The organism is Syntrophales bacterium (assembly GCA_035363115.1).
In the GTDB taxonomy this organism is placed as follows: domain Bacteria; phylum Desulfobacterota; class Syntrophia; order Syntrophales; family PHBD01; genus PHBD01.
Genome location: DAOSEM010000011.1, coordinates 94,774 through 108,159 on the forward strand (window position 1 = coordinate 94,774; position 13,386 = coordinate 108,159).

13 protein-coding genes are annotated in these 13,386 nt (G+C 60.7%); 1 reads left to right on the forward strand and 12 read right to left on the reverse strand.

Annotated features, from left to right (window positions below; all coding sequences use genetic code 11):
* Window positions 1–2: 2 nt before the first annotated feature.
* From ubiG to PLO63_16565, 11 genes are all read right to left on the reverse strand, one after another.
* On the reverse strand, window positions 3–812 hold the full coding sequence (gene ubiG, locus PLO63_16515) for a bifunctional 2-polyprenyl-6-hydroxyphenol methylase/3-demethylubiquinol 3-O-methyltransferase UbiG (GenBank protein ID HOI75746.1): 810 nt from the start codon (window positions 810–812) through the stop codon (window positions 3–5).
* A 12-nt stretch (window positions 813–824) separates the two neighbouring features.
* Entirely contained in the window at window positions 825–1,172 is a 348-nt protein-coding gene (locus PLO63_16520; protein ID HOI75747.1) for a DUF4405 domain-containing protein, read from the reverse strand.
* A 14-nt stretch (window positions 1,173–1,186) separates the two neighbouring features.
* The gene (locus PLO63_16525; protein HOI75748.1) at window positions 1,187–1,636 is read right to left on the reverse strand and encodes a MarR family transcriptional regulator; all 450 of its coding nucleotides are present in this window, start codon (window positions 1,634–1,636) and stop codon (window positions 1,187–1,189) included.
* A gap of 113 nt (window positions 1,637–1,749) precedes the next feature.
* Window positions 1,750–2,340, reverse strand: coding sequence for a class I SAM-dependent methyltransferase (locus tag PLO63_16530; GenBank protein HOI75749.1), 591 nt, complete (start codon window positions 2,338–2,340; stop codon window positions 1,750–1,752).
* A gap of 196 nt (window positions 2,341–2,536) precedes the next feature.
* Entirely contained in the window at window positions 2,537–3,874 is a 1,338-nt protein-coding gene (locus PLO63_16535; protein ID HOI75750.1) for an acetyl-CoA hydrolase/transferase C-terminal domain-containing protein, read from the reverse strand.
* A 292-nt stretch (window positions 3,875–4,166) separates the two neighbouring features.
* Window positions 4,167–4,910, reverse strand: coding sequence for a FadR/GntR family transcriptional regulator (locus PLO63_16540; protein ID HOI75751.1), 744 nt, complete (start codon window positions 4,908–4,910; stop codon window positions 4,167–4,169).
* Between the two features lie 194 nt (window positions 4,911–5,104).
* Window positions 5,105–5,314 (reverse strand): hypothetical protein, encoded by a 210-nt coding sequence (locus PLO63_16545; protein ID HOI75752.1) that lies wholly within the window; start codon window positions 5,312–5,314, stop codon window positions 5,105–5,107.
* A gap of 87 nt (window positions 5,315–5,401) precedes the next feature.
* Window positions 5,402–5,551, reverse strand: a complete 150-nt coding sequence (locus PLO63_16550) for a hypothetical protein (protein ID HOI75753.1) — start codon at window positions 5,549–5,551, stop codon at window positions 5,402–5,404.
* 21 nt (window positions 5,552–5,572) lie between these two features.
* Window positions 5,573–7,081 (reverse strand): NAD(P)/FAD-dependent oxidoreductase, encoded by a 1,509-nt coding sequence (locus PLO63_16555; protein ID HOI75754.1) that lies wholly within the window; start codon window positions 7,079–7,081, stop codon window positions 5,573–5,575.
* Between the two features lie 128 nt (window positions 7,082–7,209).
* Window positions 7,210–7,344, reverse strand: a complete 135-nt coding sequence (locus PLO63_16560; GenBank protein HOI75755.1) for a hypothetical protein — start codon at window positions 7,342–7,344, stop codon at window positions 7,210–7,212.
* A gap of 10 nt (window positions 7,345–7,354) precedes the next feature.
* The gene (locus tag PLO63_16565) at window positions 7,355–8,854 is read right to left on the reverse strand and encodes an NAD(P)/FAD-dependent oxidoreductase (GenBank protein HOI75756.1); all 1,500 of its coding nucleotides are present in this window, start codon (window positions 8,852–8,854) and stop codon (window positions 7,355–7,357) included.
* A 474-nt stretch (window positions 8,855–9,328) separates the two neighbouring features.
* Here PLO63_16565 and PLO63_16570 point away from each other — a divergent pair, with 474 nt between their 5' ends.
* Window positions 9,329–9,607: a hypothetical protein gene (locus tag PLO63_16570; protein HOI75757.1), complete on the forward strand. Its 279-nt coding sequence runs from the start codon at window positions 9,329–9,331 to the stop codon at window positions 9,605–9,607.
* Window positions 9,608–9,729: 122 nt separating this feature from the next.
* Here the strand turns inward: PLO63_16570 and PLO63_16575 are convergent, their stop codons facing one another.
* A complete protein-coding gene (locus PLO63_16575) occupies window positions 9,730–13,353 on the reverse strand; it encodes a PAS domain S-box protein (GenBank protein HOI75758.1) in 3,624 nt (1,207 codons plus the stop codon).
* Window positions 13,354–13,386: the final 33 nt, after the last annotated feature.

Below are 13,386 nucleotides of genomic sequence, written 5' to 3' on the forward strand. Positions count from 1 at the left end.
TGTCAGGATACCGCCTGTTTCCTTCCTCCCTGGATTCCCTTGACGGCATAGCCCATGTAAGAAGCGCTCATATCGCTGCTTTCGCGCATGTCCAGGCGGCGCCCCAGCTCCCGGTAGGAAATCCGGCCCCTGACGCGCCGGTTGAAATTCAGCAATATGCCGACCGGATTGCTGCGCGGGGCGATCCCCCGGATGTCCCGCTGGACAAGTCCATGCTGGGCAAGCAGGCCGGACAACTCGGCCGGACGGATGAACTTCTTCCAGACGTGGGAGTTCGGCTCCGCGAAGGCCGTGGACGGCCAGTCCTGCATGACCTTGATGACGGCGATCCAGCTCCGGAAGGTCCGGTTGATCGTGTCGTAGCAGAAGATCCCACCGGTCCGGAGAACCCTCGATATCTCCGAGATCACCCGCCCGACGTCCCCGACATGCTCCAGGACGTCGCAGCAGAGGACGACGTCGAAACGCCCGCTGCTAAACGGAAGCTGCTCGCCCGCAGCCGTCCCGTACTCGATCCGCAGTCCGCCTTCCATCGCATGCCGCCGTGCTGTCAGGATGGACGGTTCCGACGAATCCACGCCGGTCACCTCGAAGCCGGCCCGGGCAAACTCCTCCGCCAGGAGCCCTCCGCCGCACCCCACGTCGAGCACGGTCCGGAACCGTGGCCCCCCGCCATGCTCCCCCTCCAGGATCCGCCGGAAATAGCCGAACCGCACCGGATTGACGAAGTACCGGATGGTGGCGAATTCGCCTTCGTCTTCATCCCACCAGGCGTGTCCGCGCCGGCTGTAGATTTCGTTATTCACCTGCACGGCACGATCCCCTTATCCTCCCGCCACAAAAGCGTGCCCCACGAACAGAAACACGACCGAGGCGACAACGAGGCCCGCCAGGACAGCCTCCCTGCTCGGGAATGGGATGTTTCGAACGATCCCCTTCACATGACGGAGCAGGGCCTTCCTGTTCAGGATGACATGCCAGGCGGCGAAGGCAAGAAAGAGCACGGCCAGGATATTGTGAGCCGCCATCCAGGCGTGGCGCGGGGTCGTCATGGCGGAAAACTGGTAGAGGTGATTGGCGTACCCGGTGAGCGGAAGACCGAGACCGGAAATGGCGGCCCCCAGAGCGGTGAAGGCCCTTGTGTTGAGAAACTTCCCCTTGTTCGATTGCATTCGTCCATCCTCCCTTATCGGTGCCTCTCCAGCGCATCGCGGAGCGCTGCGAGGACGCGGACCGTCGCCTGCACGTCCTTCGCATCGAGTGTTTCACCCATCATGCGCTCGAAGGTATGCATGCGCTCGTGGATTTTCCGGAACGCCTGACGCCCTTTGGGTGTCAGACTCACGTAGTTTCGACGCCCGTCCCGGGAATCGGATCGCCTTTTGACCCAGCCCTGCTCCTCCATCTCCCGGACAAGGCGGGTCACGGCGGCGGCGTTGATGCCGAGCCGGCGGGCGATCTCCATGACGCCGGCCTCTTTGGGCAGTTCGATTGCCAGGAGTCTTAACAAAGCAAGCCTGGAGGTCGATATGCCGATGATCCGCGGGATGAGATTCAGCATCGCCTGCTGCGTGCGATAGAGATCCCTCAAGAGATGAAGCTCGTCCCCCTTGTGCCCAAGGAATTCTTCTTTCATTTTTCTTTCCTGTTTTCCATGGCTTTGTTGATTGCATAAGTCATTGACCTTGTCAATTACTTATTTGTGGAATGGACCGTTGCGGTAATGAATGGGTTCCCGGGACTGAGGAATCAGTCCTTGGTGAAGAGTGCGGACCGGCTCAGGGAAATCCCGGGACGGTCGACGAGCGTCAGGCCGACCCGCTCTGCCGCATCCAGGGTGGACTCGAATTTTTCAGCACGGACATGAAGTCGGGGTTCGACGATCAGCATGCGGCCGCCGGGCCGGAGACAGTCCTTGAGGTCAGATAGGAAGGCCTGCTGGTCCGGCACTTCGTGAATCATCCAGAAGATCAGGATGAAATCGGCATCGTTGGGCATGGCCGGATCGCCGGGTTTTCCAAGATGGGTTATGAGATTCCCGCCAAGGCCCGCCCGTTCCGCCCTCTGCCGGAGGGCATCCAGCATCCGCTTCTGGATGTCGAGGGCGACGACCTTTCCCCCGCTGCCGACGAGGCGCAAGAGCGGGATCGTGAAGTAGCCCATCCCGGGCCCGACGTCGATCACGGTGAAGCCGGGCTTTGCATGCGGCTCCAGGATTTTCTCCGGGTCCTGGAAAAGGCGGCGGAGCGGGTTGTCGAAGCTCCTGCAGAGCCACCACGGACAGACATGCCTGCCCCTGACGAAGAGGACATCGAGGATTCCTTTCATGCTCAGTCCCATCCATTCCCTCCTGCGCATCGACGACCGGTGATTTGCACCTTACCCGGAAACCACGGATCCATGCAACCGGGTCGAGGGGCAGATTTTACATATTGCCCAAAAAAAACGGGACGGACACCTCATGCCCGCCCCGCTCCGTATTCATTCCCGGCCGGGACGGCGCATCGTCCATCCCGGCCGCCATTTTTACGCCCGTTCAATCGCGGTCGAGCCAGATCTTCATCTCCCTGGCCTGCCGGGTCAGCTCGTCCCGGAACGAGGGGTGGGCGATGCCGATCAGGGCCTCCGCCCGCTGCCAGGTCGATTTCCCCTTGAGCTGCACGATGCCATACTCCGTGGCGACGTACTGCACGCAGGAGCGGGGAACGGTGACAATGGATCCGAGTTTGAGCGTCGGGACGATGCGGGAATGGATGTTGCCCTTCTTGTCTGTGAAGGTAGAGCTCAAGGCGATGATCCCCTTCCCGCCCCGGGAATTGAAGGCCCCGAAAATGAAATCGAATTGGCCGCCCGTACCGGAGATATGGACGGTACCCGCCGACTCGGAACAGACCTGGCTGAACAGGTCGACCTCGATGGCGTTGTTGATGGCGACGACCTTGTCGTTGACCTGGATTACCCGCGGATCGTTCGTGTAGTTCACGGGATAGGAGGCACAGGCGGGATTGTTGTGGAGAAAGTTGTAAAGCTTCTTCGTTCCCATGGCGAAGGTGTAGACCATCTTGAAGCGGTCCGTCGTCTTCCGGTTGCCGGTGATCTTCCCGGTATTGTAGAGGTCCACCATGGAATCCACGAGCATCTCCGTGTGAATGCCGAGGTCCGTGAGGCTGCTCTCGGCGATCATGGCACCGATGACGTTGGGCAGCCCGCCGATGCCGAGCTGCAGGCAGGCGCCGTCCTCGATTTCCTCCATGATGTGACGGGCGATCCGGATGTCCGTTTCCGTGGGGGGGGCGGGCGGAACTTCCATAATGGGTGGATTTTTCCCCTCCACGACGTAATCGACCCGCGACACGTGGACCGACTCCTGGTTGCCGCCCAGACAGAGTGGGATGTTCTCGTTGACTTCCACGACCACCTTCTTCGCCTTCGTGATGGCCGCCGAGGTGATGGAATTGCACATGCCGAAGTTGAAATACCCTTGCGCATCCATCGGCCTGGCGTTGACAAAGACGTAATCATAATCACGGTACTTCCTGACGATTCTGGGTCCCTGATGGTAGGTCACGGGAATATAGCTGCAGAGCCCCTGCTGATGCAGTCTCCGGCCGACTCCGGACATATGCCAGTCGTCGTAGATGAAATGTTTTCGATGCGGGTCCGCCTCGATAAACTTGGGGACCTTGGTGATGCAGACGCCATTGATCCGCACGTCCGTCAACTCTTCCGCGCGCGCGGCGAGGGCTTCATCGAGCGATTCCGGCCGAAGGGTGAATTCCGCGAAGAAGATTTCATCTCCGGAATGGATCATGGCCGCCACCTCGGCGGCGGTTCTCAGCTTTTCCTGGTACTTTTTTCGGTTCAGTTCTTCCATGGTTCTGGCCTTCCCTCTTCCAATTATTTATTCAAGTGGATGAAGACACAACGGGAGTGTGAGCTTCGGCCACTTGGTGGATTCATGTTCGCGAAAGCGGGGGTACGTCCGATTAAACGTGAATGAAACGTGAGGCTTCCGAAGGCAACGGGATAACTCTTGAAGGAACGGTTGTCGGATTGGGAGTATAGGGACAATGAACCGGACAGTCAATAGGAATCGGGTGCGGGCGGGCATAGGAAGATTTCCCGGCCGCCGCGGAAAAACGTCCGATACAGCCGGGAAGCGGCCGCTACTGCCCGGCTTCCCGATCCGTCATGTTCAGCATGGATTTCAGGTGCCCGACGCCGTATGCGATCAGCTCTCTCACCGCCTCGACCGCGGCCGGCGGGTCCTGGGCGGCGATGGCCTCGACGATCCTGCGATGCAGGGCGGCGACCTGCTTCATGAACGGGGCGTCGATGAAGGACTGGCGCGATATGTTGACGTAGACGTGCTTGAAGGAGTTCAACAGCAGCGGGTAGAAGAGATTGCCCGAGGCCATCGCCGCATGGTGGTGGAAGCGGAAATACAGGCCCGTGGTGGCGGCGACGTCGTTCATATCGATGGCGTCCCATTCCTCCAGGAGTTGATAAAAAGTCTGAAGCTGCTCCTCCGTCCGGTTCAGCGCCGCGAGACGGACCGTCTCGGACTCGAACAGGATGCGCATCTCCACCATGCTGTCCAGGAGCTTCGTCTCGAGGGTTCCCGAGTAGTAATTGATCAGCGTGTCGAGTATCGCCAGGGAGCCGTTGGTGCGGTAATCGTTGACCACCGTTCCCGCCCGGGGCTTCATTGTGACCAGTCCCCGCGCCTCCAGCTCCAGCAGGCCCTCGTGGACGACGGGGCGGCTGACGCCGAGAGCCTCCGCCAGTTCGCGCTCGGACAGCAGCTTCTGCCCCGCCTCGAGCTTGCCGGAGAGGATCAGCGACTCGAAGTGCTCGATGAACACCTCTTTCAGGCTCTTGGCTCGGATGGGCGCCAGCAGTTTCTTCATGGACAAGACGATTCACCCGAAAAACGGCGTGCCGGAGCGTTTGATCGTCCGGCTCGCAGGAAACCGGGCCGCCGGATCCGCCTGGGACCCGGCGACCGGAAACGAGTCGGTCGCGGATATCCGCATATAGTGCGCATGGCTGGTCTTTATCAAAAAAACGTCCCGATTTCCCGGGGAAAAACGGTTCCAGCCTCTCAGCCCTGCGGGTTCTTCTTTTTTCTCCAGCTTGTCAGGAGACCGATCCAGGCCTTGACGTCCGTCAGGTAAGCAACCCGGTCGCTGATGATCGACAGGGACTTGACCGTCTTGCGGACCTCCCACAGCGTCATGGTGAGAACCGCCAGTGCGACTATCAGCATCACGGCGACACCCATCCAGAAAAACGGCAATATCTGCTCCGCCATCCGTTCCACCTTTCTTGAAAAAAGGAAGGGTCGCCGCACTCCGGAGAAACCGGTGCGGCGCCCGCTTCCGTTGCGATCCCCGTCCCCCTACACCATGTAGCGCCCCGGCAGCGTGTGCGCCTGCTTGAGCAGGTATCGGAGCTGCTGCTTCTTGTGGGGAGGCAGCAAGAAATAGAAGACGATTCCCAGCACCACAATCGCCGTCATGATCAGGCCGAACTTCTTTTTCTTGGTCATCGGAATGCTCCTTTCAGCGTCTTATAATCTCTCGTGTTTCACGATCTGGTTGAAGGCGATGTAGCCGGAGGCCACCGTTGTGGGAACGCCACCGCCTGGATGGGTCCCCGATCCCGCCAGGTACAGCCCGTCAATGCACTTGGACTTGGAGGAGGGGCGGAAGACCGCCTGGTGCGTGGCATCCTGGTGGAAGCAGTAGATCGACCCCTCGGGCAGGTTCAGGCTCCGCTCGTAGTCCTTCGGCGAGGCGGCGATCGCATGAACAATGTGCCCCTTGAGCCCGGGCACCAGCTTCTCGGAGATATAGTCGAGATACTCTTCGACGAACTGGTCCTTGAAGGTGTCCCAGTCCGCTCCCTTCAGGTGATAGAAGGATTCCGGGATCACGTTGATGACGTGGTGCCCCTCCGGGGCCAGGCTGTCGTCGGAATGCGAAGGCCAGCAGACGAGGCCGTAGTTCGTGCTCGCCGGCAGCATCACGCCCGTTTCGACGTGGTTGGTCCAGAAATCGTTGACCTCCTGCATGGATACGGCGGTGAAGCTGTGGTGCGCGTCCAGCGGCGGCTTGCAGTCCACGCCCACGTAGATCATGCAGAGCCCCTTGCCGTACCGGAGGCTCTTCACCCCGGAGCGGGTGAGCCAGGGCAGGTTCTCCTCCCCGATCAGGTCGAGGTAGAGCATCTTGGGGTTGATGTTGGAGACGACCATCCGGGAGCTGATTTCCCCGCCGTCGGCGAGGACGACGCCCTGGGCGCGGCCGTTGCGGACGATCACGCTCGTCACGCTGCTGTTCATGCGGATCTCGAGGCCGTCCTTTTGGCCGCACCGGAGCAGCGCCTCGGGGATGCGGATCATGCCGCCCCGGGGATACCAGATGCCCCGGTGCTCGCTGTAAGGAATCATGCCGAAGGCCCCCGGGCAGAGGGCCGGGGGCATGCCCATGTAGAGCGACTGGTAGGCCATGGTCCGGAGGACCCGCTCGTCCTTGAAATACTTCTGGATGAGGTCCTGGTAGGTCGTCATGAAGGTGGGCAGGTAGCGAAGCAGCGCCGGGTTTTTCCGGATCATGCGGGCCATGTCGCCCATCGTGTCGGCGGGGCTGCAGAGAATGGTGTCCAGGAGGACGTCCATCATGTCGCTGCAGTAATCGCAGAAGTCATACCAGCGCCGCCCGTCCTCCGGCGAAATGGAGGCGATCACCCTCCCCGTGGCCTCGATGGATTTCTCGATGGTGATGCGCTCGCCGTTGCGGTACATGACCGAGAACATGGGATCACAGGGGACCAGCTCCACTTCCTGGTCGAAGCGGGTTCCCAGCTTCCGGAAAACCGTCTCGATGGGCTGCGTGATCTCCACGATGGAGGCCCCGACGTCGTGACGGTAGCCGTTCCGCTCAAAGGTGGAGCAGCATCCGCCGATGCGGTCGCTCTGTTCGAGGACCAGAACCTTCAATCCGTGATGCGCCAGGAGCGCCCCCGAGGAGAGGCCCCCCAGTCCGGCACCGATTACAATTGCGTCATAATCTGCCATAATGTCTGCAACTCCTTTCCAATAAGGTCTTGCACGGTCCTTCGGTCCCGCCTGCCGTGACATGCCTCATCCGGCGGCCGCGCCATGCGCGGCACAGGGAATCCCGCCGGGACGAAGGAGACCGCGTTTCATGCGTAGTAGCGAGGGATGAGAAATGGAACCTGCCGCAGGATCTCCTTGAGGAAGCGCTTTTTTCGCTCCGGCTGCTTCAGGTAGATGATCACGGCCAGGGCCACACCGGCGATCAGGAGCTTTTTCTTCATTGCCGTCCTCCTATTCGTATTGTTGGATCAGATCGGCCGCGATCATCCCCGAGGCGATGGTCGTCGGTACGCCGCCTCCGGGGTGCGTGGAGGCGCCGACCAGGTACAGGCCCTTGATGCTCTTGGATTTCGCCGCGGGCCGGAAGGCGACACCGCTGGTGAGATCCTGCCGCAGGGCGTAGATGGCCCCCTCGGGAGACAGCAGCCGCCGCTCGAAGTCGAGGGGGGTGGAAAGCTCGGCCACCTTGATGTGGTCGGCCAGGCCGGGGATGTAGCGGTCCGACATGTACCGGATGATCTCCTCGGTCAGGGCGGACTTGCAGTCGTCCCAGCCGGTTCCCCGGAGCCGGTAGGGACCGGGCTGGAGGGTCAGGACGAGAACGTGGTGGCCCTCCGGGGCCAGTCCCGGATCGGAATGCGAGGTCCAGCTGACGATGCCGAAATGCTCGTTTCCGAAGCGGCCCTTCTTGTAGACGTTCCACCAGTAGTCGTTCAGCTCCTCCATCGGCCGGGTGATCAGGGTGTGATGCCCTTCCAGCGGCGGGGTGTAATTCACGCCGAGATACAGCATGGGCGTGGCCATGGAGTACTCGTAACTCTTGATCCCCACGCGTGCCAGCCAGGGCAGTTGCTCCTCCCCGATCATCTCCAGGTAGAGCAGCTTGGCGTTGATGTCCGAGACCACCAGGTCGGAGGTGATCTCGGTGCCGTCGGCCAGGACCACGCCCAGGGCGCGCCGGTTCCGGACGATCACGCTGTTCACGCGTGTCTTCAGGCGGACGGTCATGCCGTATTTCCCGCCGCAGCGCTCGAGGGCGCGGGGGATACCGATCATCCCCCCTTTGCTGTAGTAGATCCCCGCATGCTCCGACCATGGGACCATGGCGATATAGCCCGGACAGGTGTTGGGCGGCAGGCCGCCGTAGAAGCTCTGGAACGCGATGGACTCCCGGATGCGCGGGTCCTTGAAGTACTTCTCGATCACCCCCTGGTAGCTGCTCGCAAACATGGGGCCGTAGCGCAGGAGCTGCGGGGTCTTTCGGAACAGCCGGACCAGGTCGGCATTGGTGTTCGCCGGCGCCAGGAAGAATCCCTTCAGGGCGGCGTCGAGGAATCCCTGCATGTATTCGGCGTAGGAATGCCAGCCCTTGACGGCGCCGGGCGCGACGGCGCCGATGTTCTTCGCCGATTCCTCGCTGGAGATGGGGTATTTGAGACGGGTGCCGTCCTTGAGGATCACGTCGTAAACGGGATCGCAGGACACCAGGTCCACTTCCTTCGGCAGGGACGTGCCGAGGCGCTCGAAGCACCAGTTGATCACCTCGGCGTCTTCGATCAGGGATGCCCCCAGATCGAACCGGAAGCCGTCCTTTTCAAAGGTCGAACAGCAGCCCCCGATCATGCCGCTCTGTTCGACCACGAGCACCCTGCGGCCCTGCTTGGCAAGGAGCGCCCCCGCACTCAGGCCGCCGCACCCGGCGCCGATGACGATGACATCGTAATCCGCCATATGATTGCCTCCTGTTGCGCTTTCAGTTCCTTGAACCGGTTCTGCAGCCCGGAGAGGGCCGGACCGGAGCCCCCATGACGGCCCGGCAGGATGTTTTTTTTCATCCTGGCCGTTAGTGCAGCCAGCCATCTGGTATTACCAACTGCCAACTACAGAAAGATCCGTTGCCGGTCAAGAGGTTTTTCACGGCATAAAATGATCTCCAATGATTTCCGATTGTTTCGCTCTGGAGGGAGTCTTCTCGGGATTTGTGCGGCGCGGCGGGTCCGGATGATCCTTTAAGCCGTCCGGGATGAGGCATTCGTTCCTCTACGCGGAAAAACCGGATTACCGCGGGTTCTCCGTTAAAGTTATCGGGCCTCCGAGCCGAAAAGGGTAGCGGGACCATGACACGATCTTCGCCGGGAAAGACCGGCGAAGGGAAACAGCGAGCGCCGTGAGTCCCGACGATGAAGCGGGCAAGGGGAAACGGGAATGGCGGAGAAACCGGCAACCAGCGGGGCGTCCATCTGGAAAAACAGCATGGCCCGGATCAGGGACAGAGCCTGCAAGGGTGACGGCATCCGGGCGGGGATCCTGTATCGGGACATGCACGGGAACGGGATTCCGGTCCGCGAGCACGAGGCTGAGCCCGACCTCCTCAGATGGGCTCTTCTTCAGAATATCAGGAAAACCAACGGCTGGATCCGCAGGCTCGTGGAGATGCATCACAACGGGCCGAAACCGGGATCGATGAGGGGACTGCCTTTCTAAGCGCCATGAAGATTCTTTACTACACCGTCATGTTCCTGCTGATTACGCTCTGATCCGGGGGCGCTGTACCGGCCTGAGAGGCGATATGCCCTGTACCGCCCGGCTGGAAGTGCACCCCGGCGTCACGCGGTCCGGTCCAACTCTCTCCTGACCGCCAGGCCGAGCTTCTCGACGACATAGGGCTTGCGTACATATTCGCCTGCGCCGAGGGCCCGGGCTTTGTTCACGCGATCCGTCTCCGAATAGCCGCTCACAATGATCGCCTTCTGCTTCGGGTGGATCTCCAGGATGTGGCGGTAGGTGTCCAGCCCGTCCATCCCCGGGTCCATGATCATGTCCAGGAGCACCAGGTCCGTCTTGTGTTCCCGCAGGTAGTCCACCGCTTCCTCCCCGCTGGAGACGATCTCCACCCGGTAACGGAGGCCCCGGAGCAGCTCCGCCGCCAGCTCCCGCTGCTCCCGGACATCGTCCACGACCAGGATCGACTCCTCCCGGCCCATGTATTCGGAAACGGGCGTGGACACCGCCGCGGCCGGAATGTCCTCTCTTGTTACCGGGAAGTAGAGCGTGAAGGTGCTGCCTTTCCCCTCCTCGCTCAGGACGTTGATGTAGCCTTCGTGGTCCTTCACCGTGCCCCAGACCACCGACAGTCCCAGGCCTGTTCCGCTTCTCCCCATGACCTTCTTGGTATAGAACGGCTCGAAGATGTGCGGCAGGTCGGCGGCGGAGATACCCTCCCCGGCATCGGAGACGGTCAGCACCACGTAATCCCCTTCCCGGACCTCCTCGTATCCGTGAAGCGGCCCGTCCAGGTAATGACTGGCCGTCCCGACCGTCAGCGGACCGCCTCCCGGCATGGCCTCGACGGCATTCGAGACGAGGTTGAACAGCGTCTTGGCAAGGTGTACCGACGACCCGGAGAGGTTCGGCAGATCCGGTTCGAGGTCGATGCGGAAACGAACGTCGGGGTGATAGGTGGCCAGTTTTTCGAACTCCGGGGAATTCTGAAAATCCATCACGATCCGGTTCAGATTCAGGATCGCCTTCGCGGCCACACCTCTCCTCGCCAGGGTCAGGAGATCCTGGACGATCGCCGCGGCCCGGCCGCCGGCCTGCATGATGTTCGTGAGGCGGGATCGGACCGGGCTGCCGGCCTCGATGCTGTTGAGGAGCAGTTCCGTGTACCCGATAACGACCCCCAGGGTGTTGTTCAGGTCGTGGGCGACACCGCCCGCGAGCTTCCCCAGGGCCTCCATCTTCTCGGCGCGGTTCAGCCGCTCCTCCAGCAGATGCTTCTCCTCCTCCACCCGCAGGCGTTCCGTGATGTCCCGGTCAAAGGCGATGGTAAGAAAATGGTCCTTGTAATCAAAAAAATTCGTGGTCACTTCGACGGGAAACAGCCTTCCGTCCTTCGTGCGGTGGCGCCCGTTGAACGTCATTCTGCCCAGGCGCCTGACGTCTATCTTGTGCTGCTCCCACCCCTCAACGGGAAAATCCGGGTCGATGTCGAACACCTTCATCCCCAGTAGCTCTTCCCGGGTGTAGCCCATGGACATGCAGGCGGCCTCGTTCGCGTATTCGATGCCGCCGTCGTTCCCCACCAGGAGGGCGCTGTCGGGAGCGTTGTCCATTGCGAACTGCATCAGGAGAAGGGACTCCTCCGTTTTCTTGCGATCCGTGATGTCAATGACCTGGATGATGGTTCTCGCACTTCCCGTCGAATCGAGATACACGGAGCTCCGCACCTCGCCGACCCGTTCCGAGCCGTTTTTCTGCCGGAAGGAAAATTCGTAATGCGATGGGACCTCCTCGCCACGCTGACGGCGCTGGTAACGCTCGGCGACAATGTGGATGCTTCCCTCCGTGAGTGGAAGGGTAAAAACATCCCCGATCAGTTCCTGTTCGGAATAGCCGGCGACGCGGCAGAACTCCTCGTTCACGTATACATAGCGAAAGGCGTCGTCGATGATGGCGATGCCCACCAGGGAATTCTCGACCACGGACCGGAACTTTTCCTCGCTTTCCCTCTGGGCTCTCTCTGCCTCGATCTTTTCCGTGACGTTCCGGTACATGCCGAGAAGGCACCGCTCACCGCCGATCGTGACAATGCGGCCGGTCATCTCGCACGTGAAAATGGTCCCGTTCTTTCTGCGAAAGCGGTATTCCTGCGCCTGCAGCTCCTCATCGGAGCAAAGGCTCTCCAGTATGCGCTCACGGTCCGACGGGTCGATCCATACGGCGAGGTCAAAGGGGGTCCTGCCGATGGCTTCTACCCTGGCGTAACCGGTCTCCCTGGTGAACTCGTCGTTCACATCGACATAGACGCTGTCACTGAGCCGGGTGATGGTCATGATGTCGGGACTCATCCGAAAGACACGGGCAAACTTCTCCTCGCTCTCCTGGAGAGCCTTTTCCGTCTCCTTGCGCTCGGTGATGTCCTGTATGACGAATACGATGCATTCCTCGCCCGTGATCCGGATGAAGCGTGCGGAAAAAGTGCCGATTCGCACCGTCCCGTCTTTGCGTCGGAACAGGAACTCGCGCTGCAGCACGTCTCGGCCGGCCTTCAATTCTTCCACAAGGAGCAATCGATCCGCCGGATCGTTCCAGAAATTGATCTCCAGGGAGGATCGTCCAAGGACTTCGTCCCGATCCCAGCCTGTGATCTCTTTAAAGCTGTCATTGGTTTCGAGGATTTGACCGTCTCTCAGGCGGGCGATGGAGACGCCGTTTGGTAATATCATAAATATCTTCGTGAACTTATCCTCGGATTGGCGGAGTGATTCTTCCGCCTGCCTGCGCTCGGTGATATCCCGGATGATCATGCTGGTTCTCTGCTGACCGCCGGCGTCGGTGAACATCGACGACGTTATCTCCGCGGGAAACGGGTCCCCTCCTGCACGAAGCATCGTGATCTCGGCGATGCCTCCGCCTTCGGACTTCCGTTTCTGCAGGGCTTCCTGCAGACGGGGGTCGGAGGTGTCCACCAGCCCTTCCCGCCCGAGGCTCCGGATGTCTTCCAGCGACCGGTTCAACATCCTGCAGGCAGCCGGGTTGGCGTCAAGGATGGATCCATCGGGACTGGTCAAAAGAATGGCATCCCTTGAATAATCGAACAGGGAGCGATATCTCTCTTCGCTTTCCTGCAGATCCTCGACTGCCCGCTGACGCTTGAGCCGGTTGACCATGAGCATACCCAAGAGGGCGGTTCCCGCCGGATAGATCAACAGGACAGGCAGGGTGATCCTTGAAAGTGTCCGCAGGGCCATTTCCAGCGGCAACGTGAACGTCAGGCCCAGCATGACCAGGTGGGCGGCAATGCCGAACAGATATAGCTCGCGCCATGACATCGAGGCCAGGGAATAACGGTGTATCCTGCGCCACAGGATGCCGATCGTGCCCGTGGCGATGATGACGCTGACGCCCATGACGGCGCCGGTACCTCCCTGGTAAACGCGGAACAGGACGGTCATCACCATTGCGATGACCGTGGGGATGAAACCGAAAAAGAGACCGGATATGCACAACAGGACGGAACGCGTGTCGAATATGAGTCCCGTCATGAGCGTCCAGGACGTCATCATGACGATGATGCCGACTGCTCCGATGACAATGCCGAAGAATGCCTTCCGGATCGATGTGTGGTCGGTCTTCCAGTGGGCCGCGCTGACGTCGAAGAGGTATGCGATCGTCAGAAGCAGTGCCACATTATGGACAAGACCGAGAAAGGGGGAGGTGTCCGTCATGGGGGTTCTATCCTCATTTTCTCAATGAATCGT